Raw genomic sequence first — 22,548 nt, forward strand, 5'->3', positions numbered from 1 at the left:
AGTACGGAAGCCTCTTCATGACCCATTCTGATTCCCTCTCTACCGATGCACATCCGGCAGAAGATAGCTGGCAGCGCTTTGTCGTGCTGATGCAGCAGGCCTTTGCAGATGGCCACGCACTGCCTCTGATGCAACTGATGATGACGCCCGATGAGCGGGAAGCGTTCGGCACCCGTCTGCGGATTATCGAAGAGTTAATGAATGGCGAGATGAGCCAGCGCGAGCTAAAAAATGAGCTCGGCGTCGGCATCGCGACGATTACCCGTGGGTCTAATAGCCTGAAAGAGGCGCCGCCGGAGCTGAAACGCTGGCTGGAAGCGCGTCTGGGACGCGCCTGATTACTGTTGATAGAGCGGATGAACGAACGGGCAGAGCGCCAGAATCAGTGCCTGATGATAGACACTGGATCGGCTGAGCAGGCCGTTCGTAAACGCCCCGATTGCGCCACCCTTGTGTTTGATATTGTCGATGCCGGTTAATCGCGCCATCTCTTCGCCGAGTTCACGGCCTTCACGCAGACCCGCCAGCACCACCGGAGGCAGGGTGAAACTGGCCGAGCGCGACTCGCCACGCTGTTTCTGATTTTCCACCACCATCCAGGCAAATGCGCTGTCATCTTCGATGCCCGCCTCAATGGCGACCCAGAATGCCGCTTCTGGTCGGACCTGCCGGGCATTCATCACGCGCTGACGTGCGCCAGTTCGCGTTTCGAGATGGGTTAACGGTTGTGCAGCAACGCCGCTATCGACCTCGACCCCTTCAATATGGCAGGATCCCTCGCCGAAAACGTCGCTGAAAGCCTGAGCAATCGCGTGAATCTTCGCTGGGTTGGTTGTGGCTGCGACAACATGGTACATAATTGATTAAACCCTCAGATGATTAAGCGCCTGACCCATCCGGCTGTTTTCGTTGTCATTCTGAACCCGGGCTGTGCTGACAACCCTCACGTACTGCGTGTACGCCGGATTGTTCCGCGCTGCCTGTGTCTGGAATGTCTGCAACAATGACGTTTGATGGAACAGGGTCTAAAGCGATTTTTGTCGCAGTATAACGGAAACTAACATGCTACAGGTCTATCTTGTTCGTCACGGTGAAACGGTATGGAATGCGGAACGCCGTATTCAGGGTCAGTCCGACAGTCCGCTGACGGAAAAAGGTGAGCAACAAGCCTGGCAGGTGGGTGAGCGCGTGAAGCATTTGGGCATCACGCACATTATTGCCAGCGATCTGGGGCGCACGCGTCGCACCGCCGAGATTATCGCAGATGCCTGCGGTTGCTCAGTGACGCTTGATGCGCGCTTGCGTGAACTGAATATGGGTGTGCTGGAGAAGCGTCCGCTGGATGGCTTAACGACGGAAGAGGAGCAGTGGCGCGCTGCACTGGTCAACGGGACCGAAGGTGGCCGTATCCCTGAAGGAGAGTCGATGACGGAGATGGCGACGCGCATGCACGCCGCGCTGAATGCCTGTCTCGATCTGCCTGCCGGAAGCCGTCCGCTGCTGGTCAGCCACGGTATGGCGCTCGGGTCTCTGGTCAGTACAATTCTGGGTTTGCCCGCCTATGCGGAACGTCGCCTGCGCCTGCGTAACTGCTCTATTTCACGTGTGGATTATCAGCAGAGCGCCTGGCTGGCAGAAGGCTGGATTGTAGAGACGGCGGGGGATATTTCCCATCTGGATGCGCCTGCGCTCGACGAGCTGCAACGCTGATTGCTTAAGGCTGCCGTCACGATGACGACAGCCTTAAACTTAGCTGGCTTCAGCCTGCTGGCGGCGAATCGGAATCAGATATTCGCAACGGATCTCAGTCGGTGGCTCCGAGCGCTTTTTACCGCCATGGGTATAAAAGCGTTCGATATCCTGCCCTTCACGGCGGGTCAGCCCCAGCGTTGGCATGCAGGTACCGTAAAGCAGCAGGATAAATTCCTGCAAATTGACACGCGGACCGTTAAAGGTGAACTGCACATAGTCGCCACCTTCCAGAATAACCTTCTGGCCAGAATGCAGGTTCACCGCGCTGTCAGCAGGCACCGCAGTGGTATAAAGAATCTCCTGCTCGTCATCTTTGTCCTGGCTGGCACGCACCTGATGCAGGCCATACAGCACCGGCGGAATCGTGTCCGTTTCCAGCAGGAACTGCTTCCAGAAGTGCATTCGCATTTCATCGCGGTAGCTGGAAATCTGCTCCAGAATACAGGTGTAGTTCTGGGTTTGTCCCACCAGCACCGTTTCCGGCAGGCTGACGAAAGCCGGTTCCGGCTGCGTCTCATCATCCAGGCGAATCGGGGGACGGATACCGAATGAATTCCATTCGGAAGAGCGACGATACCAGGCCGGTGTCTGTGCAAACTGTTTTTTGAATGCACGCGTAAAAGTCTGTTGTGAATCAAAACGATACTGCAGTGCGATGTCCAGGATCGGGCGACTGGTCAGGCGCAGCGCCACGGCGGCTTTAGACAAACGACGGGCACGGATATAGGCGCCGATTGCGTGCCCGGTCACGTCTTTGAACATCCTTTGCAGATGCCACTTAGAGTAACCCGCTTTCTGGGCAACATTGTCCAGTGAAAGGGGTTGATCCAGATGGCTCTCCAGCCAGACAAGCAAATCGCGAATGATACCGGCTTGGTCCATAAAACATCCTCTACTCTGGTGGTGCAGCTAAACGCATTCGAAGAATATTAGCACTCATTGCTCAAAAGACGTGGGACGTTTCTCGGGGAAGGTTGTGCTAAATCAGTACGGGCTAAAACCCGTTTTGGTTTGGTCATTGTATCGATTAACAGTACATTACATTCTCATCTATTCCATTTGCAATGGTAACTCCATGACAATATCCCGACTTATGATCGCTGCGCTGACTACGCTGACCTTTTCCAGCCCGCTTTTTGCCGAACAGATTGGCTCTGTTGATACGGTCTTCAAGATATTCGGGCCTGACCACAAGATTATTGTTGAAGCTTTCGATGACCCGGACGTTAAAAATGTAACCTGCTATATCAGCCGGGCAAAAACCGGGGGAATCAAAGGCGGATTGGGGCTGGCAGAGGATACCTCTGATGCCGCCATTTCCTGTCAGCAGGTCGGTCCGGTTGAAGTGAGTGATAAAATTGCACAGGGCAAAGCAGAGGGGGAAGTAGTATTCCGCCAGCGTACCTCTTTAATCTTTAAGAAGCTGCAGGTTGTCCGCTTCTACGACAAAAAGCGCAATGCGCTGGTCTATCTGACCTATTCCGATAAAGTGGTTGATGGCTCACCGAAAAATGCGCTCAGCGCCGTGCCGATTATGCCGTGGCACTGATAATGTTGTGGCATTCATAATGCCGTGGCACTGAACATAAAAAAACGCCCCAGGAGGCGTTTTTTTATTTGCTGCATCAAACAAGCACTTACTCGTGCAGGTCGCCGCAGAAGCGATAACCTTCACCATGAATGGTGGCGATGATCTCTGGCGTATCCGGCGTGGATTCGAAATGCTTACGGATGCGACGAATGGTGACATCGACGGTGCGATCGTGCGGCTTGAGGTCGCGGCCGGTCATTTTCTTCAGCAGGTCGGCACGGGTCTGAATTTTGCCCGGATTTTCGCAGAAGTGCAGCATGGCGCGAAACTCACTACGTGGCAGTTTATACTGCTCGCCGTTTGGATTGATCAGAGAGCGGCTATTAATATCCAGCTCCCAGCCATTGAATTTATAGCTTTCTACCTGACGGCGCTCTTCCCCTGGCATAGCCAGATTCATGGTGCGCGACAGCAGGTTACGGGCACGAATAGTCAGCTCACGCGGGTTAAACGGTTTGGTGATGTAATCATCAGCGCCAATTTCCAGACCGAGGATTTTATCGACTTCGTTGTCACGGCCGGTCAGAAACATCAGGGCGACATTGGCCTGCTCACGCAGTTCACGGGCCAGCAACAGACCGTTTTTGCCAGGCAGGTTGATGTCCATGATGACCAGGTTAACGTCATTGTCGGTCAGCACCTGATGCATTTCAGCACCATCAGTCGCCTCATACACCACATAACCTTCCGCCTCAAAAATACTCTTGAGGGTATTACGCGTGACCAGTTCGTCTTCAACGATAAGAATGTGCGGGGTCTGCATGTTTAGCTACCTAAAATTTGCCAACAAATTGAAAACAGGGCGTACAGCGGTATGGCGTTCTCCATCATCGAGAGCGGCGGGCCGCGCAGAACCGTTGTACGAAATCATATTTTGATAAGCCATCTATCAACGTCAACAACAGTATTAGCTCAGCCAGTCAGGATGAAAATTGCATGCCCCGGGCGTTAATGATAATGGCGCATATCCTAACTGTATTAACAGCAACCTAACAGCACCAACTACAACCGATAAGCATAAAAACAACGCTTCGTTGACTTATATCAAATGCAATTGTAGCACGTTAACACTTTTGTGAAAAACTTCTCGCAGAATGCCTGTTTAGCTCACAAAAAGCATCATTTTCGTTACATTTTTAACTCATGCAGGCCAGAATTGAACTGGCTGGGAATCACATTTTATCTTATTGAATTTAAATGGATAAATAACGTTTTTTTTAATAAAACGCCTTCTGCCCATAAAAAGGTTCAGGCCATCAGTTTTAACCAGTTTTAACATCATTAATCCACAATTTTCTTATTACCTTCTGGCACCTGAATCTTTAAGAGCCATGTTAATATGACGTTAGATAAATTGACCAATGGATTAAATATGCTTTTCCCACTGATTCTCGTCTCGCCTGCGCGGCCAGAAAACATCGGCGCTGCGGCGCGTGCCATGAAAACCATGGGGTTCAGCCAGCTGCGCATCGTGGCCAGCGACGCCTGGCAGGATCCTGCTGCGCGGCGTGTGGCACATGGTGCTGGCGACATTCTTGATAACATTCAGACCTTTGCTACCCTGGCAGACGCGTTAGCGGACATCGATTTTTCTGTCGCAACCACTGCGCGCAGCCGGGCAAAGTTTCGTTACTACGCCACACCAGAACAGGTTGAAACGCAACTGCTGGAGAAGCGTCAGTGGGTCAACAGTATGGCGCTGGTATTTGGTCGCGAAGACAGCGGGCTGACTAATGAAGAGCTGGAACAGGTCGACCTGCTGACGGGGATTCCGATGGCGAATGACTATCCTTCACTGAATCTCGGTCAGGCGGTGATGGTCTATTGCTATCAACTCTCGAAGCTGAATCAGGTTGAGGCGCCTGTTGCGTCTGCCGCCGATGGTCAGCAGTTACAGGCGCTGCGCCAGCGATTCCATCAGCTGCTGGCGCAACTGGAGGTCAGTGATGATGAGAAGCTGTCAGACTGGATCGATCAGCGGGTAGGTCTGCTGGAACAGCGCGACAGTGCGATGCTGCACCGTCTGCTGCACGATATTGAAAAAAAACTCACAGATAAATCCTCGGCAAAAAGCTGATTTTACAGCAACAGATCGCAGAGGATTTCTGCATGGCAAACGATCGCATAGCGTTTTACGGTTTCAGCGGTGGCTGTGCGCAGTGGTTGAAATCTGTCCACCGGACAAATCGGGTTGACTTAACGTGCGCTTTGCTTTACTTCTGGACGCAAGACGGACAGACAAAAACAGACAGACCATAAATCTAAATGCGTAAAATCAGCCTGAACACCACAATTATTACCACCACCATTACCACAGGTAACGGTGCGGGCTGACGCATACAGGAAAAACAGAAAAAAAGCCCGCACCTAACCAGTGCGGGCTTTTTTTTCGGCTTAAATTCAGGAGAGTTTATATCATGCGAGTGCTGAAATTCGGCGGGACCTCGGTAGCGAATGCGGAACGTTTTCTTCGCGTCGCTGACATTCTGGAAAGTAATGCGCAACAAGGACAGGTTGCAACCGTGCTCTCTGCGCCAGCAAAGATCACTAACCATCTGGTGGCGATGATTGAAAAAACCATCAGTGGTCAGGACGCTCTGCCGAATATCAGCGACGCCGAACGCATTTTCAGCGAGCTGCTGCAGGGACTGGCTGATGCACAGCCGGGCTTTGAGTTTGATCGACTCAAAACCCGCGTTGACCTTGAGTTTGCGCAGTTAAAACAGGTTCTGCACGGTATCAGCCTGCTGGGACAGTGCCCGGACAGCGTGAACGCAGCGATTATCTGTCGCGGAGAAAAACTCTCGATTGCGATCATGGAAGCGCTGCTGCAGGCACGCGGCCATGAGGTCAGCGTGATCGACCCGGTGGAGAAATTGCTGGCAATTGGCCACTACCTGGAATCCACAGTTGATATTGCCGAGTCGACCCGCCGCATCGAAGCCAGTCAAATTCCACCGCAAAACATGATCCTGATGGCGGGTTTTACGGCCGGTAATGAGCGTGGCGAGCTGGTGGTGCTGGGCCGCAACGGTTCAGACTATTCAGCCGCTGTGCTGGCCGCCTGTCTGCGCGCCGACTGCTGTGAAATCTGGACCGATGTAGATGGCGTCTATACCTGCGATCCGCGTCAGGTGCCGGATGCGCGTCTGCTGAAGTCGATGTCCTATCAGGAGGCGATGGAGCTCTCCTACTTCGGTGCCAAAGTGCTGCATCCCCGCACCATCGCGCCGATTGCCCAGTTCCAGATCCCTTGCCTGATCAAAAATACCGCCAATCCACAGGCACCCGGCACCCTGATTGGTGCCGAAGGCGAGCCGGATGAAAGCCCGGTAAAAGGCATCACTAACCTGAATAATATGGCGATGGTGAACGTCTCCGGTCCCGGCATGAAAGGGATGGTCGGAATGGCGGCCAGAGTCTTTGCGGCCATGTCGCGTACCGGCATCTCTGTCGTGCTGATCACCCAATCCTCTTCCGAATACAGCATCAGTTTCTGCGTGCCGCAGAGCGAGCTGGCGCGGGCGCGTCATGTGCTGGAAGAGGAGTTCTATCTGGAGCTGAAAGATGGGCTGCTCGATCCGCTGGATATCATTGAAAACCTGGCGGTGATCTCGGTAGTGGGTGATGGCATGCGCACCCTGCGCGGCATCTCAGCAAAATTCTTCTCGGCACTGGCACGCGCCAATATCAATATCGTGGCGATAGCGCAGGGCTCCTCTGAGCGTTCTATCTCGGTCGTGGTGAATAATGACGAAGTGATCACCGGCGTGCGCGTGGTGCATCAGATGCTGTTCGCCACCGATCAGGTGATCGAAGTGTTCGTGGTGGGTGTCGGCGGAGTCGGTGGTGCGCTGCTGGATCAGTTGCATCGCCAGCAGGCGTGGCTGAAGAAAAAGCATATCGACCTGCGTGTGTGCGGTATCGCTAACTCGCAGGCGTTGTTAACCCACGTTCACGGTATTGATTTAAGCAACTGGCAGTCGGCATTAGCCGAAGCCAAAGAGCCCTTTAACCTGGGCCGTCTGACCCGTCTGGTAAAAGAGTATCATCTGCTCAATCCGGTGATTGTGGATTGCACCTCCAGCCAGGCCGTTGCCGATCAGTATGCTGACTTCCTCAGCGAAGGCTTCCATGTGGTGACGCCGAACAAAAAGGCCAACACGTCATCCTGGAATTACTATCAGCAGATGCGTGCCGCCGCGGCCAAATCGCGTCGTAAATTCCTTTACGATACCAACGTCGGTGCCGGACTGCCGGTGATCGAAAACCTGCAGAACCTGATGAACGCGGGTGATGAACTGCTGCGTTTCTCCGGCATCCTCTCTGGCTCACTGTCGTTTATCTTCGGCAAGCTGGATGAAGGCGTTTCGCTGTCGCAGGCGACAAACATGGCGCGTGAGATGGGCTTCACCGAGCCCGATCCGCGTGACGATCTGGCTGGCACCGATGTGGCGCGTAAGTTGCTGATCCTGGCGCGTGAAGCGGGTCATCAGCTTGAGATGAGTGATATTGAGATCGAGCCGCTGCTGCCCGCCAGTCTGACCGAAATTCAGGATGTTGAGCAGTTTATGCAGCGTCTGCCCGAGCTGGATAACGCCTTTGCCGATCGCGTTGCACAAGCGCAGAATGAGGGCAAAGTCCTGCGCTACGTGGGCGTGATCGAAGAGGGTGGCGTCTGTAAAGTGAAGGTCGACGCCGTTGACGGCAACGATCCGCTCTATAAAGTGAAAAACGGCGAGAATGCCCTGGCGTTTTACAGCCGTTACTATCAACCGATTCCGCTGGTGCTGCGTGGATACGGTGCAGGAAATGATGTCACAGCGGCCGGTGTTTTTGCCGATCTGCTGCGTACGCTGTCATGGAAGTTGGGAGTTTAATCATGGTAAAAATTTACGCACCGGCCTCGATTGGCAACGTCAGCGTCGGCTTCGATGTGCTGGGCGCGGCGGTGTCGCCGGTCGATGGCTCCCTGCTGGGTGACTGTGTCTCTGTGGAAGCAGCTGAGCAGTTTTCTCTGACCAACGCCGGACGTTTTGTCAGCAAGCTGCCCGCCGATCCGAAAGAGAATATTGTCTATCAGTGCTGGCAGCTTTTCTGCGAGACGGTGGGCAAAGCGATCCCGGTGGCGATGACTCTGGAGAAGAATATGCCCATCGGCTCCGGTCTGGGTTCCAGCGCCTGCTCGGTGGTGGCCGGATTAATGGCGATGAACGAATTCTGCGGCAAGCCACTCAGCGACAGCACATTGCTGACGCTGATGGGCGAGCTGGAAGGGCGGATCTCCGGCAGCGTGCATTATGATAATGTCGCTCCCTGCTTCCTCGGTGGCATTCAGCTGATGCTGCAGGAAAATGAGATCATCAGCCAGGCGGTGCCGGGCTTTGACGACTGGCTGTGGGTGATGGCCTATCCGGGCATCAAAGTTTCAACCGCAGAAGCGCGCGCTATTTTACCGGCGCAGTACCGCAAAGAGGACTGTATCAAACATGGCCGTTTGCTGGCCGGCTTCATTCACGCCTGTCATACGCGTCAGCCGCAGCTGGCCGCTAAACTGATGCAGGATGTGATTGCAGAACCCTACCGGACCCGACTGCTGCCTGGCTTCGCCGAGGCGCGGCAGGCCGCGAAAGATATTGGCGCACTGGCGTGCGGTATCTCAGGCTCTGGTCCGACACTTTTCGCCGTTTGCAATCAGATGGAAACGGCACAGCGGATGGCTGACTGGCTGAGCCAGCACTATCTGCAGAATGATGAAGGCTTCGTCCATATCTGCCGTCTCGACACGGCTGGCGCACGACAATTGGGATAACGCATGAAACTCTACAATCTTAAGGATCACAACGAGCAGGTCAGCTTCGCCCAGGCGGTGAAACAGGGTCTGGGTTCGCAGCAGGGTCTGTTCTTTCCGCTGGAACTGCCAGAGTTTGAACTGACCGACATCGACGCGATGCTGGAGATGGATTTTGTCAGCCGCAGCAGCAAAATTCTCTCGGCTTTCATTGGTGACGAGATTCCGGCCCAGCAGCTGCAGGAGCGTGTTAAAGCCGCTTTTGCCTTCCCGGCCCCGGTAAAAGCTGTCAGCGAAGATATCGCCTGTCTGGAGCTGTTCCACGGCCCGACGCTGGCATTTAAAGATTTCGGCGGCCGTTTTATGGCGCAGATGCTGTCGTATGTTTCAGGCTCTGATGAGCAGATCACGATTCTGACCGCCACCTCTGGTGATACCGGTGCGGCTGTGGCGCACGCGTTCTACGGCATGAAGAACGTGCGTGTGGTGATCCTCTATCCGCAGGGCAAAATCAGTCCGCTGCAGGAGAAACTCTTCTGTACGCTGGGCGGCAACATTGAAACCATCGCTATCGACGGCGACTTTGATGCCTGCCAGTCGCTGGTCAAACAGGCGTTCGATGATGAAGTGCTGAAGCGGACGATTGGCCTGAACTCGGCTAACTCCATCAACATCAGCCGCCTGCTGGCGCAGATTTGCTACTACTTTGAGGCGGTCGCACAGCTGCCACAGGAAAAACGCAATCAGCTGGTGGTCTCTGTACCGAGCGGCAACTTTGGTGATTTGACGGCCGGTCTGCTGGCGAAATCACTGGGCCTGCCCATCAAACGCTTTATCGCTGCCACGAATGCTAACGATACGGTGCCGCGCTTCCTCGGCAACGGCGAGTGGCAGCCTAACCAGACGGTCTCTACGCTGTCGAACGCCATGGATGTCAGCCAGCCTAACAACTGGCCGCGTGTGGAAGAGCTGTTCCGCCGTAAAACCTGGCGCTTAACCGATCTCGCCTGTGGTGCGGTTTCTGATGAGACCACGCGCGCTGCCATGCGTGAACTGGCGGAAATTGGCTACGTTTCCGAGCCACATGCTGCCATCGCCTGGCGTCTGCTGCGCGATCAGCTGCAGGAAGGCGAATACGGTCTGTTCCTCGGCACTGCGCATCCGGCGAAATTCCGCGAAAGCGTGGAAACGATTCTTGAGCAGACCCTGACGCTGCCGCTGGAGTTAGCGGAGCGCGCCGATCTGCCGCTGCTGTCGCATCAGATGAAGGGTGACTTCGCCTCGCTGCGGGCGTTCCTGCTGAAGTAATGCGGTGAAAGGCTTCCCGGATTACGGGAAGCCTGTTTATGGCAGGTAGAGTGCGTGGGCGTTACTGCTCCGCGCGCTTGTTACTGCTCCGCGCGCTTAAAGACCAGCTCGCTCTCGCTGCTGCTGATCGCATCAAAACGATAGCCATCCACATCAAACGCCTTAAGCTGTTCCGGCGTTGTCAGACGCTGCTGAATCACATAGCGACTCATCAATCCACGCGCCTTTTTGGCATAGAAGCTAATGACTTTATAGCTGCCGTTCTTCTCATCAAGGAACACCGGCTTAATCAGCTGTGCCTGCAGTTTCTTCGGCTTAACCGCCCTGAAATATTCGTCTGACGCGAGGTTGATCAGCACCTCATCACCCTGTTTTGCCAGTGCGGCATTCAATGTTTCAGTGATGAGATCGCCCCAGAAGGTGTAGAGATCTTTACCCGCCGGATTCGCCAGACGAATGCCCATCTCCAGCCGGTAAGGCTGCATGAGATCGAGCGGACGCAGCACGCCATACAGGCCCGACAACATGCGCAGATGCTGCTGAGCAAAATCGAAATCCTGTTCGCTGAAGGTGTCGGCCTGCAAACCGGTATAGACATCACCTTTAAACGCCAGGATAGCCTGACGGGCATTCTGAGGTGAGAAGTCGGGGTGCCAGCTGTTAAAGCGATCGGCATTGAGGTGCGCCAGTTTGTCACTGATGCCCATTAACGAGGCGATGCTGGCGGGTGACAGATCGCGCGCAATCTCAATCAGCTGTTGTGACTTTTCTAACAGCGCAGGCTGGGTGAAACGCGTTGTCGCCAGCGGGCTTTCATAATCCAGCGTCTTGGCAGGAGAGATCACCATCAACATAGTTGCTTCCTCGGTTAATGCCTGGTTTAACAGGGCATTGGCGGCTTATCAGGCTTCGCAGTGTACCAAAAAAGCCGCAAAGAATGACGAATCACTCCTATTTGTTCGCGCTATCGTAAACGGCATTCCCTGACCTTGCGCCACCGTTGACGCGTGATATTATCGCAACAGCTTTTTTCACACTGACAGTTAACTAAGAGAAAAGAACATGACGGACAAACTTACCTCCCTGCGTCAGCTTACTACCGTAGTCGCCGACACCGGTGACATTGCAGCCATGAAGCTGTATCAGCCACAAGACGCCACCACCAACCCTTCTCTGATTCTCAACGCCGCACAAATCCCTGAATACCGTAAACTGATCGATGAAGCGATTAGCTGGGCGCGTGAGCAGAGCAGCAACAAAGAAGAGCAGCTGCAGCTGGTTTCTGACAAGCTGGCCGTTAACATTGGTCTGGAAATTCTGAAACTGATCCCAGGCCGCATCTCGACTGAAGTCGATGCGCGTCTCTCTTACGACACAGAAGGCAGCATCGCGAAAGCCCGCAGCCTGATCAAACTCTACAATGATGCCGGTATCAGCAATGACCGCATCCTGATCAAACTGGCGTCTACCTGGCAGGGCATCCGTGCTGCAGAGCAGCTGGAAAAAGAAGGTATCAACTGTAACCTGACTTTGCTGTTCTCCTTTGCTCAGGCGCGTGCCTGTGCCGAAGCGGGCGTGTTCCTGATCTCTCCGTTTGTTGGCCGTATCCTCGACTGGTATAAAGCGAACACCGATAAGAAAGAGTATGCCGCGCACGAAGATCCAGGCGTGGTTTCAGTTTCTGAAATCTACAACTACTACAAGCAGCACGGCTATGAAACCGTGGTGATGGGCGCGAGCTTCCGTAACGTCGGCGAAATCATTGAGCTGGCTGGCTGTGACCGTCTGACCATTTCTCCTGCGCTGCTGAAAGAGCTGGCAGAGAGCGAAGGCACCCTGGAGCGTAAACTGAGCTACAGCGGCGAAGTGAAAGCGCGTCCGGCCCGCATGACCGAGTCTGAGTTCCTGTGGCAGCACAACCAGGATCCTATGGCCGTTGCGAAGCTGGCAGAAGGTATCCGCAACTTTGCCGTTGATCAGGGCAAACTTGAGAAGATGCTGGCAGAACTGCTGTAACCGGCTGACCGTGGCGGCGCAGGCTGCCACGGTTTTCCCTTTTCCGACCCTTTCACTTTATATTATCCTCTCTGCTATTCCCCTTTTACTCCACCGCACCGCGGTAAATCACAGCGAAGCTAATCATGAATACATTACGCATTGGCCTGATCTCGGTCTCCGATCGCGCCGCGAACGGCATCTATCAGGATGAGGGGATCCCCGCGCTGGAGAGCTGGCTGAGTCGCGCACTCAGCAGCCCGTTTGAGATTGAGTCCCGTCTGGTGCCTGACGAGCAGCCGATGATTGAGCACGCGATCTGCGAGCTGGTCGATGAACGCTTTTGCCACCTGGTATTAACCACTGGCGGCACCGGTCCGGCCCGGCGCGATGTGACGCCGGATGCCACCTTAGCCGTTGCCGATCGGGAAATGCCGGGTTTTGGTGAGCAGATGCGCCAGATCAGCCTGCAGTTTGTGCCGACCGCGATTCTGTCGCGTCAGGTTGGGGTAATCCGCAAACAGTCGCTGATCCTCAACCTTCCGGGTCAGCCGAAGGCGGTCAAAGAGACGCTGGAAGGGCTGAAGGATGAGCAGGGCAACGTAAAAGTGCACGGCATTTTTGCTTCCGTACCCTATTGTTTACAGCTGCTGGACGGGCCTTATGTCGAAACACATCGCGAGGTCGTAGCATCTTTTCGGCCTAAAAGCGCGATACGTGAGATAAATAACTAAATATTCCCCATTTCAGGCATAAGCTATAGCCTGGCTGGTGTGGCAAAAGATTGACGGTATAGTAAGGCTATCTTTACAACGTTCTCTCTTTGCCTCTGGAATATTATGAATCCGACTCACACACAGCGTCTGACCGGTAAGGATTATAAAACCCTGGCGCTGGCCGCGCTGGGCGGCGCGCTGGAATTCTACGACTTCATCATTTTTGTCTTCTTCGCCACGGTGATTGGCGAACTCTTCTTCCCCGCAGATATTCCGGAGTGGCTGCGACAGCTGCAGACGTTTGCCATTTTTGCCGCAGGCTATCTGGCACGTCCGCTGGGCGGCATTGTGATGGCGCATTTTGGCGATAAACTCGGGCGCAAGAAGATGTTCAGCCTGAGTATTCTGCTGATGGCGCTGCCAACCTTAATGATGGGCGCTTTACCCACCTGGCAGACGATTGGGATTGCAGCGCCACTGCTGATGTTGCTGATGCGAATGTTACAGGGCGCGGCGATTGGCGGAGAGGTGCCCGGCGCGTGGGTGTTTGTCGCTGAACACGTGCCTTATAAACGTATCGGCATCGCCTGTGGCACACTGACGGCCGGGCTGACCATCGGCATTTTACTGGGGTCGCTGGTGGCGACACTGATCAATACCTCGATGTCGCAGCAGGCGATTCATGACGGCGGCTGGCGTATTCCGTTCTTCCTGGGCGGCGTGTTTGGGTTGCTCGCGATGTTCCTGCGCCGCTGGCTGCATGAAACACCGGTCTTCATTGAGATGCAGCAGCGCAAAGCGCTGGCTGAAACCCTGCCGCTGAAAACCGTGCTGGCGGAGCATAAAAAGTCGATTGTGATCTCCATGCTGCTGACCTGGCTGCTCTCCGCCTGCATCGTCGTGGTGATCCTGATGTCGCCGGTCTGGCTGCAGAAGCAGCAGGGCATCGCGCCCGCACTGACTCTGCAGGCCAACAGCATTGCCACCGTAATGCTCTGCATTGGCTGCATTATTGCCGGACTCGCTGCGGATCGCTTTGGTGCCAGTCGTACCCTGTGTGTCGGCAGCCTGCTGCTGGCGATCTGTAGCTGGCAGTTTTATCACCTGAGCGCCCTCTATCCGCAGCAGCTCTTCCTGCTCTATGGCGTGGCGGGGCTCAGCGTCGGTATCGTCGGCGTGGTGCCGTTTGTGATGGTGCGCGCCTTTCCGGCAGAGGTGCGTTTTACCGGACTCTCATTCTCCTACAATCTTTCCTACGCGATCTTTGGCGGCCTGACACCGATCCTGGTGTCGCTGCTGATGAATGTCTCCGTGATGGCACCGTGCTGGTATGTGATGGCGCTGGCGCTGGTGGGATTGCTGACAGGGATCTGGCTGCGGCGTGATGTCAGCCATGAGCCGGGACTGAATCAGGGGATTAAGTCGTTGTAAAGTAAGAACGCGGAGCCAGGCTCCGCGTTTTTTTATGGCTGAAAATATGCTTAACGTATTTTTGCGCCAATCGGCAAAAGGGTGCGGCCAAAGGTTTCATTCAGCACCTCGCCCATCGCCAGATAGCAGGCGCTGGCACCACAGATGATCCCGACCCAGCCCGCAGAGACCACCAGCGCAGGCAGGTGCATGAGATGAGCCACGGCCAGCAGCAGAAACAGCAGCGTAAGCGAGCCGAAAACAAACTGCAGCATCCGCGTACCTTTTAGTGTGCCGATAAACATGAACAGCGTGAAGATGCCCCACAGTGCCAGCCAGACACCCTGGAAGCGTTCATCAGGCGCGTTTGCCAGACCCATTTGCGGTAACAGCAGGATCGCCACGAAGCTTAACCAGAACATGCCGTATGAGGTAAAAGCCGTCAGCCCAAAGGTATTGTTCTTCTTAAACTCCAGCAGACCGGCCAGCACCTGCGCGATCCCGCCATAAAAAATCCCCATCGCTAAAATTGCGACATCCAGGGCAAACAGGCCCGTGTTGTGCAGGTTCAGCAAAATGGTTGTCATGCCAAAACCCATCAATCCCAGCGGGGCAGGGTTAGCCAGCGTTGAATTCGCCATAATTCCTCGGCAGTGAAAGAGTGTTGATTACATAAACGGATTCCATCCTGCTCCCCGGGAGGAGCAAGGGGACGCATCATATTCAGCGTTGTGTCAGCGTTCTTTGATCCCGGCAGGGCCAGCGATAAAAAATTTTTTTTGGTTTAACCCTTGATGCGCATCGAAGCGGCCCCATTTACTTGTCATCGAGCGTTGTGAACGTTGGAAAAAAAGCATGTGCTGGCAGGTTGAATGCAAACAACTCGCCCACATAAAAGGTTCACAACCCAAATTGGCAACGAATTTAAGTGGGAGATGTTTAGATGGGTAAGATTATTGGTATTGACCTGGGTACAACCAACTCTTGTGTTGCGATCATGGATGGCACCAAAGCACGCGTGCTGGAAAATGCCGAGGGCGATCGCACCACGCCTTCAATTATTGCGTATACACAGGATGGCGAAATTCTGGTCGGTCAACCGGCTAAACGTCAGGCAGTGACCAACCCGCAGAATACCCTGTTCGCAATTAAGCGTCTGATCGGTCGTCGCTTCCAGGACGAAGAAGTACAGCGTGACATTAAAATCATGCCGTACAAAATCACCGGCGCTGACAACGGCGACGCATGGCTGGAAGTAAAAGGTCAGAGAATGGCACCTCCGCAGATCTCTGCTGAAGTGCTGAAGAAAATGAAAAAGACCGCCGAAGATTACCTCGGTGAGCCAGTGACTGAAGCGGTTATTACCGTACCGGCCTACTTCAACGATGCGCAGCGTCAGGCGACCAAAGATGCCGGCCGTATCGCAGGTCTGGAAGTCAAACGTATCATTAACGAACCGACTGCAGCAGCACTGGCATACGGTCTGGATAAAGGCCAGGGCAACCGCACCATCGCGGTTTATGACCTGGGTGGCGGTACCTTCGATATCTCAATCATCGAGATCGACGAAGTTGACGGCGAAAAAACCTTTGAAGTTCTGGCGACCAACGGTGATACCCACCTGGGTGGTGAAGACTTCGATAGCCGCCTGATTAACTATCTGGTTGCTGAATTCAAAAAAGACCAGGGTATCGATCTGCACAACGATCCACTGGCGATGCAGCGTCTGAAAGAAGCCGCAGAGAAAGCAAAAATCGAGCTTTCTTCTGCACAGCAGACCGACGTTAACCTGCCATACATCACGGCAGATGCGACCGGTCCTAAGCACCTGAACATCAAAGTGACCCGTTCTAAACTGGAATCACTGGTTGAAGATCTGGTTGCACGCTCAATCGCGCCTCTGAAAGTTGCGCTGCAGGATGCCGGCCTGTCTGTTTCAGACATCAACGACGTTATCCTGGTCGGTGGTCAGACACGTATGCCACTGGTTCAGGCCAAAGTGACTGAGTTCTTCGGTAAAGAGCCACGTAAAGACGTGAACCCGGACGAAGCGGTTGCTGTGGGTGCTGCGGTTCAGGGTGGTGTACTGGGTGGCGACGTGAAAGACGTGCTGCTGCTGGACGTTACCCCGCTGTCACTGGGTATCGAAACGATGGGTGGCGTGATGACCTCGCTGATCAGCAAGAACACCACCATCCCAACCAAGCACAGCCAGGTCTTCTCGACGGCTGAAGATAACCAGTCAGCCGTGACCATTCACGTGCTGCAGGGTGAGCGTAAGCGTGCCAATGACAACAAGTCACTGGGCCAGTTCAACCTCGACGGTATCCAGAATGCGCCACGCGGTATGCCGCAGATCGAAGTGACTTTCGACATCGATGCCGACGGTATCCTGCACGTATCAGCGAAAGACAAGAACAGCGGTAAAGAGCAGAAAATCACCATCAAAGCCTCTTCAGGTCTGAGCGATGATGAGATCCAGAAAATGGTGCGTGATGCGGAAGCGAATGCTGAATCTGACCGTAAGTTCGAAGAGCTGGTTCAGACGCGTAACCAGGGTGACCAGATTGCCCACAGCACGCGTAAGCAGCTGGAAGAAGCAGGCGACAAACTGTCAGCTGATGACAAAGCGCCAATCGAAGCCGCACTGGCCGCGCTGGAAACTGCGCTGAAAGGCGAAGACAAAGCGGAAATCGACGCCAAAATGCAGGCGCTGATGGAAGTGTCTGGCAAACTGATGGAAGCAGCACAGCAGTCTCAGGCGGGTGCAGCAGATGCCGGTGACGCGTCAGCGAAGAAAGATGACGACGTTGTCGATGCTGAATTCGAAGAAGTGAAAGACAACAAGAAATAATTGCCCCTGACCGGGCGCGACGGTTGGCCTGACAGCCGTTGAAACCAGCACGGGCGTAGGAGATCTCTCCACGCCCGTGCGATCATGTTAAGGGCTAAATAAACATGGCGAAGAGTGATTACTACGAGATTTTAGGCGTCGCCAAATCCGCGGACGAGCGTGAAATCAAAAAGGCTTACAAACGCCTGGCAATGAAATTTCACCCGGACCGCAATCCAGGTGATAAAGAAGCCGAAGCTAAATTCAAAGAGGTCAAGGAAGCGTACGAAATCCTGACCGATGCGCAGAAGCGTGCGGCTTACGATCAGTATGGTCATGCAGCCTTTGAACAGGGCGGCATGGGTGGCGGTGGATTCGGCGGCGGCGGCTTTGGTGGTGGCGGTGCAGACTTCAGCGATATCTTTGGCGACGTGTTCGGTGACATCTTTGGTGGTGGACGCCGTCAGCGCGCATCCCGTGGCGCCGATTTACGCTACAACATGGAGCTGTCGCTGGAAGAAGCGGTACGCGGCGTGACCAAAGAGATCCGCATTCCAACGCTGGAAGAGTGTGATGTCTGCCACGGCAGCGGCGCGAAAGCGGGCACCCAGCCACAAACCTGTTCAACCTGTCACGGTGCAGGCCAGGTGCAGATGCGCCAGGGCTTCTTCACTGTTCAGCAGGCCTGTCCGACCTGTCATGGTCGTGGCTCGGTGATTAAAGATCCGTGCAACGCCTGTCATGGCCACGGCCGCGTTGAGAAGTCGAAAACGCTGTCAGTGAAAATCCCGGCAGGGGTCGACACCGGCGATCGCATCCGTCTGAGTGGCGAAGGTGAAGCGGGCGAGCAGGGCGCACCAGCGGGCGATCTCTACGTTCAGGTCTCGGTGAAGAAGCACCCGATCTTCGAACGTGAAGAGAACAACCTTTACTGTGAAGTGCCGATCAACTTTGCAATGGCGGCGCTGGGCGGTGAGATTGAAGTACCGACACTGGATGGTCGCGTGAAGCTGAAAGTGCCGTCAGAAACCCAGACCGGCAAGCTGTTCCGTATGCGCGGACGTGGCGTCAAATCTGTCCGTGGCGGCGCGGTCGGCGATCTGCTGTGCCGTGTTGTGGTGGAGACACCGGTCAGCCTGAACGAAAAACAGAAAACGCTGTTGCGTGAACTGGAAGAGAGTTTTGGCGGCCCAAGCGGCGAGCATAACAGCCCACGCTCAAAGAGCTTCTTTGACGGTGTGAAGAAATTCTTTGACGATCTGACACGCTAAACCATATCAGACTAAAAAACGGAGCCGCGGGCTCCGTTTTTTTTGCTGGATGCTATACGCCATCTGTTACTGGCATCAACCGGCGTTTCGCCCTTAATTCGGTTAAACCGAAGGAAAGGCGAGGCATAAGCTGCTTTTAACGAACTATATGAGCCGTTACACTCTTTATCTTTCTATCGCTGATCAGGAAGATAAACGTTGAATAAGCCTCGTAGTCTCAAAAACCTGCTTAAAAGCTTCATTGAAAGTGACGCCAGTAATGGCATGGTGTTAATCATGGCAGCTGTGGCGGCCATGATTCTCGCCAACTCTGCCGAAACCGCTCACGGCTATCAGGCGTTTCTCAATGAACCCGTTCAAATCCGCTTCGGTGCACTGGATATCAGTAAAAATCTGCTGTTATGGATCAATGATGCGCTGATGGCGCTGTTTTTCCTGCTGATTGGTCTGGAAGTGAAGCGTGAGCTGATAGTCGGCGAACTCGCAAGCCGTGACAAGGCGATCTTTCCCGTCATTGCGGCATTAGGCGGTATGGCACTGCCCGCGCTTGTTTTCCTCGGCTTCAACCATGGTGATGAGATAGCACGCAACGGCTGGGCTATCCCTACGGCGACCGATATCGCGTTTGCTCTGGGTGTCCTCGCCCTGCTTGGCAGCCGTGTTCCTGCTGCACTGAAAGTTTTCCTGATGGCGCTGGCGATTATCGATGATCTCGGGGCTATCGTTATTATCGCCCTGTTCTACACCAGTGGCCTCTCAATGCTCTCCCTGGGCGTTGCGGCAGGGGCGATTGTTGTGCTGGCACTGCTCAATTACTTTAATGTCCGTAAAATCTCGGTCTATATGCTGGTTGGGATCGTGCTCTGGACCGCCGTGCTTAAGTCTGGCGTCCATGCCACGCTGGCGGGCGTCATTGTGGGCTTCTTCATACCGCTGGAAAAGAGAGAAGGGCATTCGCCCGCAGAACATCTGGCGCACGGTCTGATGCCGTGGGTGAACTGGCTTATTCTGCCGCTGTTTGCCTTCGCGAACGCCGGTATTTCACTGAGCGGTATTACGCTGAGTGATGTCTTTTCACCGGAGCCGTCTGGCATCATCCTCGGCCTGTTAATCGGTAAACCTTTGGGCATTACCCTGTTCTGCTGGCTGGCTGTCAAACTGCGGCTGGCGGTATTACCTCACGGCACCACCATCCGCGATATCATGGCGATTGGCGTGCTGTGCGGCATCGGTTTTACGATGTCTATTTTCATCAGTTCGCTGGCCTTCGATTCGGCACATGAGCAGCTTGTGACCTTCTCTAAACTGGGGATCCTGACGGGTTCTGTGCTGTCAGCGGTTATTGGTTATACCCTGCTGCGGATTAAACTGCGTTAATGGAGAGGAGGCGAAAGCCTCCTTTTTTTCGATGAATCAGCTCAATTTTAACCATCTCTATTACTTCTGGCAGATCTGCAAAAGCGGCTCTGTGACAGCGGCAGCAGAGGTACTCTCTCTGACTCCCCAGACCATTACCGGGCAGATTAAGACGCTTGAGGAGCGCCTGCAGGGCAAGCTGTTCCGTCGTCAGGGCCGGGGACTGGTGCCGACTGAACTGGGGCAACTCGTGTTCCGCTATGCTGACCGCATGTTTATGCTGGGTCAGGAGATGCTGGATATCGTGAACTACCGCAAGGAGTCCCACCTGTTGCTGGATGTCGGAGTCGCCGATGCGCTCTCTAAGCAGCTGGTCAGTAAGGTGCTGGAAACGGCGGTGGTTGCAGAGGAGAAGACGCATCTGCGCTGTTTTGAGTCGACCCACGAAATGCTGCTGGAGCAGCTCAGTCAGCATAAGCTGGATATGATTATCTCTGACTGCTCCATCGACCCCACTCAACAGGAAGGGCTGTTTTCGGTGAAGCTGGGGGAGTGCCCGGTCAGTTTCTGGTCTGCTCAGCCGCTCACCGGTCTCACTTTTCCTGCCTGCCTGGAAGCGCGTCCGCTGCTGATTCCAGGACGCCGCTCAATGCTCGGCCGGAAAATCCTCAACTGGATTACGACTCAGGGGCTGCAGGTGGAGATTCTGGGGGAGTTTGATGATGCGGCACTGATGAAGGCGTTTGGTGCGCGTAAGAATGCCATATTTGTCGCGCCAGTGCTGGATGAGCAGGATAGCGGGCAGCGTGATGCGGTTACAGAGGTTGGTCGGCTTGATACCGTGTCAGAGGAGTACCATATCATCTTTGCCGAACGGATGATTCAGCATCCGGCGGTGCAGCGTCTCTGTCACGCAGACTTCAGCGGACTCTTTCCCAGCCAGAGTACAGACGAAAAAAAACCGGCGTAAGCCGGCTTTTTCAACAAAGCGATTAACAAGCGGCGATTAAGCCAGTTTGTTGATCTGTGCAGTCAGGTTAGATTTATAACGTGCAGCTTTGTTTTTGTGGATCAGACCTTTAGCGGCCTGACGATCCACAAGTGGTTGCATTTCATTGAATGCGTTCTGCGCAGCAGCTTTGTCGCCTGAAGCGATCGCCGCGTATACTTTCTTAACGAAGGTACGCATCATTGAGCGGCGGCTAGCGTTATGCTTACGGCGTTTCTCAGATGTTACGGCGCGTTTCTTAGCTGATTTGATATTAGCCAAGGTCCAACTCCCAAATGTGTTCTATAGAGACAAATCAAAGGCCGAGGACTATGCCCTTCTAACCTGATTTTGTCAATGGATTTGTGCAAATAAGCGTCGCTCTAAGAACGGCACTCGATTACGTATTTGATGGCGCAAGATTCTACCAGCTTCCCCTCACTGAATACAGTATTTAGCGACAAAATTCTTAACATGCACATCTGCAACAGGAAATGCAGCCGCTAAAGCATGAAAGGCGTGCAGACGGGTTAACCTGAGTCGCTTTCAAGGGTATAATCCGCCGATTTCCACCGGTTTGGGCCAGCCATGAAGTTTATCCGCGGTATTCATAATCTTAACGAGCAGCATCGCGGCTGCGTTCTGACCATTGGTAATTTCGATGGTGTACATCGCGGGCATCAGGCGCTGCTGTCGCGACTGTGTGAAGAGGGACGTAAGCGTCATCTGCCCGTCGTGGTGATGGTGTTTGAGCCACAGCCGCTGGAGCTGTTTGCCGGCGATAAAGCCCCGGCGCGCCTGACACGCCTGCGTGAAAAACTGCGCTATATGGCGGAAGCGGGTGTGGATAAAGTGTTGTGCGTGCGGTTTGATCGTCGCTTTGCGGCCTTGTCTGCACAGCGCTTTATCAGTGACCTGTTAGTCGACAAGCTGGATGTAAAGTACCTTGCGGTAGGTGATGATTTCCGCTTCGGCGCTGGTCGCCAGGGGGATTTCCTGTTATTACAGAAAGCCGGTGTGGAGTATGGCTTTGAGGTCGTCAGCACCGAAACCTTCTGTGACGGTGGTAAGCGAATCAGCAGCACTGCCGTGCGTCAGGCGCTGGCTGCGGATGATTTAGCACTGGCGCAGTCGCTGTTAGGTCATCCCTTCACTATTTCCGGCCGCGTCGTGCACGGTGATGCACTGGGACGCACGCTGGGTTTCCCGACTGCGAACCTCCCTTTACGCCGCAGCGTCACGCCGGTGAAAGGAGTGTATGCCGTGGAGGTACAGGGTCTGACGCCCGAGCCACTGCCGGGTGTTGCTAATATCGGCACCCGTCCGACCGTAAAAGGTTTACGCCAGCAGCTTGAAGTTCACCTGCTCGACATCAATATCGATCTCTATGGTCGTCACATTGATGTGGTGCTGAAACAGAAAATACGAAACGAGCAGCGCTTTGCCTCACTGGAGGCGTTGAAAGAACAAATTGCGAACGATGTGGTAACGGCCCGGCAGTTCTTTGGGCTGCTTTAACCTGAGCGAAAAACGGAAT

The 22,548-nt window shown here is 54.3% G+C and carries 22 protein-coding genes and 1 other annotated feature; of the genes, 16 read left to right on the top strand and 6 right to left on the bottom strand.

All coding sequences use genetic code 11. The features are described 5' to 3' along the window. Window positions 1-17 precede the first annotated feature (17 nt). Window positions 18-338 carry a trp operon repressor gene (gene trpR / locus AC6I77_RS02780; RefSeq protein ID WP_003854864.1) on the top strand — a complete coding sequence of 107 codons (321 nt, stop codon included), beginning with the start codon at window positions 18-20 and terminating at the stop codon, window positions 336-338. Here trpR and yjjX read toward each other — a convergent pair whose 3' ends face one another. After that, window positions 339-857 carry an inosine/xanthosine triphosphatase gene (yjjX, locus tag AC6I77_RS02785; protein WP_008925545.1) on the bottom strand — a complete coding sequence of 173 codons (519 nt, stop codon included), beginning with the start codon at window positions 855-857 and terminating at the stop codon, window positions 339-341. A 205-nt stretch (window positions 858-1,062) separates the two neighbouring features. On the opposite strand from yjjX, the gene gpmB reads away from it, so the two are divergent. Next, entirely contained in the window at window positions 1,063-1,710 is a 648-nt protein-coding gene (gpmB, locus tag AC6I77_RS02790; protein ID WP_003854857.1) for a 2,3-diphosphoglycerate-dependent phosphoglycerate mutase GpmB, read from the top strand. A gap of 39 nt (window positions 1,711-1,749) precedes the next feature. Here gpmB and robA read toward each other — a convergent pair whose 3' ends face one another. Further along, window positions 1,750-2,634 (bottom strand): MDR efflux pump AcrAB transcriptional activator RobA, encoded by an 885-nt coding sequence (gene robA, locus AC6I77_RS02795; RefSeq protein ID WP_003854854.1) that lies wholly within the window; start codon window positions 2,632-2,634, stop codon window positions 1,750-1,752. 193 nt (window positions 2,635-2,827) lie between these two features. Between robA and creA the strand changes: the two genes are divergently transcribed. Next, window positions 2,828-3,301 (top strand): protein CreA, encoded by a 474-nt coding sequence (gene creA, locus AC6I77_RS02800; protein WP_033743110.1) that lies wholly within the window; start codon window positions 2,828-2,830, stop codon window positions 3,299-3,301. An 88-nt stretch (window positions 3,302-3,389) separates the two neighbouring features. Here creA and arcA read toward each other — a convergent pair whose 3' ends face one another. Further along, window positions 3,390-4,106, bottom strand: coding sequence for a two-component system response regulator ArcA (arcA, locus tag AC6I77_RS02805; protein ID WP_003854852.1), 717 nt, complete (start codon window positions 4,104-4,106; stop codon window positions 3,390-3,392). Between the two features lie 609 nt (window positions 4,107-4,715). Between arcA and AC6I77_RS02810 the strand changes: the two genes are divergently transcribed. From AC6I77_RS02810 to thrC, 5 genes are all read left to right on the top strand, one after another. After that, window positions 4,716-5,420, top strand: a complete 705-nt coding sequence (locus AC6I77_RS02810; protein ID WP_078804760.1) for a tRNA/rRNA methyltransferase — start codon at window positions 4,716-4,718, stop codon at window positions 5,418-5,420. 188 nt (window positions 5,421-5,608) lie between these two features. Beyond that, window positions 5,609-5,677, top strand: coding sequence for a thr operon leader peptide (gene thrL, locus AC6I77_RS02815; protein ID WP_071591720.1), 69 nt, complete (start codon window positions 5,609-5,611; stop codon window positions 5,675-5,677). After that, window positions 5,616-5,734 (top strand) — a sequence feature (Thr leader region). It overlaps the preceding gene by 62 nt. Before the next feature lie 26 nt (window positions 5,735-5,760). Further along, window positions 5,761-8,223: a bifunctional aspartate kinase/homoserine dehydrogenase I gene (gene thrA, locus AC6I77_RS02820; RefSeq protein WP_008925548.1), complete on the top strand. Its 2,463-nt coding sequence runs from the start codon at window positions 5,761-5,763 to the stop codon at window positions 8,221-8,223. A gap of 2 nt (window positions 8,224-8,225) precedes the next feature. Further along, window positions 8,226-9,155, top strand: coding sequence for a homoserine kinase (gene thrB, locus AC6I77_RS02825; protein WP_003854848.1), 930 nt, complete (start codon window positions 8,226-8,228; stop codon window positions 9,153-9,155). A 3-nt stretch (window positions 9,156-9,158) separates the two neighbouring features. Then, on the top strand, window positions 9,159-10,442 hold the full coding sequence (thrC, locus tag AC6I77_RS02830) for a threonine synthase (protein ID WP_497816705.1): 1,284 nt from the start codon (window positions 9,159-9,161) through the stop codon (window positions 10,440-10,442). An 80-nt stretch (window positions 10,443-10,522) separates the two neighbouring features. Here the strand turns inward: thrC and yaaA are convergent, their stop codons facing one another. Then, window positions 10,523-11,296, bottom strand: coding sequence for a peroxide stress protein YaaA (gene yaaA, locus AC6I77_RS02835; protein ID WP_003854844.1), 774 nt, complete (start codon window positions 11,294-11,296; stop codon window positions 10,523-10,525). 208 nt (window positions 11,297-11,504) lie between these two features. Here yaaA and tal point away from each other — a divergent pair, with 208 nt between their 5' ends. From tal to AC6I77_RS02850, 3 genes are all read left to right on the top strand, one after another. Then, on the top strand, window positions 11,505-12,458 hold the full coding sequence (tal, locus tag AC6I77_RS02840) for a transaldolase (protein WP_003854842.1): 954 nt from the start codon (window positions 11,505-11,507) through the stop codon (window positions 12,456-12,458). Window positions 12,459-12,583: 125 nt separating this feature from the next. Continuing rightward, window positions 12,584-13,171, top strand: coding sequence for a molybdopterin adenylyltransferase (gene mog / locus AC6I77_RS02845; protein ID WP_497816706.1), 588 nt, complete (start codon window positions 12,584-12,586; stop codon window positions 13,169-13,171). Between the two features lie 105 nt (window positions 13,172-13,276). Beyond that, window positions 13,277-14,584, top strand: coding sequence for an MFS transporter (locus AC6I77_RS02850; RefSeq protein ID WP_039658808.1), 1,308 nt, complete (start codon window positions 13,277-13,279; stop codon window positions 14,582-14,584). A 50-nt stretch (window positions 14,585-14,634) separates the two neighbouring features. Here AC6I77_RS02850 and satP read toward each other — a convergent pair whose 3' ends face one another. Then, window positions 14,635-15,204 carry an acetate uptake transporter gene (satP, locus tag AC6I77_RS02855; RefSeq protein ID WP_497816707.1) on the bottom strand — a complete coding sequence of 190 codons (570 nt, stop codon included), beginning with the start codon at window positions 15,202-15,204 and terminating at the stop codon, window positions 14,635-14,637. 302 nt (window positions 15,205-15,506) lie between these two features. Here satP and dnaK point away from each other — a divergent pair, with 302 nt between their 5' ends. The 4 genes from dnaK (at window position 15,507) to nhaR (ending at window position 20,993) form a co-directional block, all read left to right on the top strand. After that, the gene (dnaK, locus tag AC6I77_RS02860; protein WP_003854836.1) at window positions 15,507-17,417 is read left to right on the top strand and encodes a molecular chaperone DnaK; all 1,911 of its coding nucleotides are present in this window, start codon (window positions 15,507-15,509) and stop codon (window positions 17,415-17,417) included. 104 nt (window positions 17,418-17,521) lie between these two features. Continuing rightward, window positions 17,522-18,667, top strand: a complete 1,146-nt coding sequence (gene dnaJ / locus AC6I77_RS02865) for a molecular chaperone DnaJ (protein ID WP_003854835.1) — start codon at window positions 17,522-17,524, stop codon at window positions 18,665-18,667. A gap of 198 nt (window positions 18,668-18,865) precedes the next feature. Beyond that, window positions 18,866-20,044: a Na+/H+ antiporter NhaA gene (gene nhaA, locus AC6I77_RS02870; RefSeq protein WP_154926457.1), complete on the top strand. Its 1,179-nt coding sequence runs from the start codon at window positions 18,866-18,868 to the stop codon at window positions 20,042-20,044. Between the two features lie 31 nt (window positions 20,045-20,075). Then, the gene (nhaR, locus tag AC6I77_RS02875) at window positions 20,076-20,993 is read left to right on the top strand and encodes a transcriptional activator NhaR (RefSeq protein WP_497816708.1); all 918 of its coding nucleotides are present in this window, start codon (window positions 20,076-20,078) and stop codon (window positions 20,991-20,993) included. Between the two features lie 36 nt (window positions 20,994-21,029). Here nhaR and rpsT read toward each other — a convergent pair whose 3' ends face one another. Beyond that, window positions 21,030-21,293, bottom strand: a complete 264-nt coding sequence (gene rpsT / locus AC6I77_RS02880) for a 30S ribosomal protein S20 (RefSeq protein WP_008925553.1) — start codon at window positions 21,291-21,293, stop codon at window positions 21,030-21,032. 306 nt (window positions 21,294-21,599) lie between these two features. On the opposite strand from rpsT, the gene ribF reads away from it, so the two are divergent. Beyond that, on the top strand, window positions 21,600-22,529 hold the full coding sequence (ribF, locus tag AC6I77_RS02885; protein WP_033763252.1) for a bifunctional riboflavin kinase/FAD synthetase: 930 nt from the start codon (window positions 21,600-21,602) through the stop codon (window positions 22,527-22,529). The last annotated feature ends 19 nt before the right edge of the window (window positions 22,530-22,548 follow it).

The organism is Pantoea sp. X-Soil-ISGK-259 (assembly GCF_059730705.1).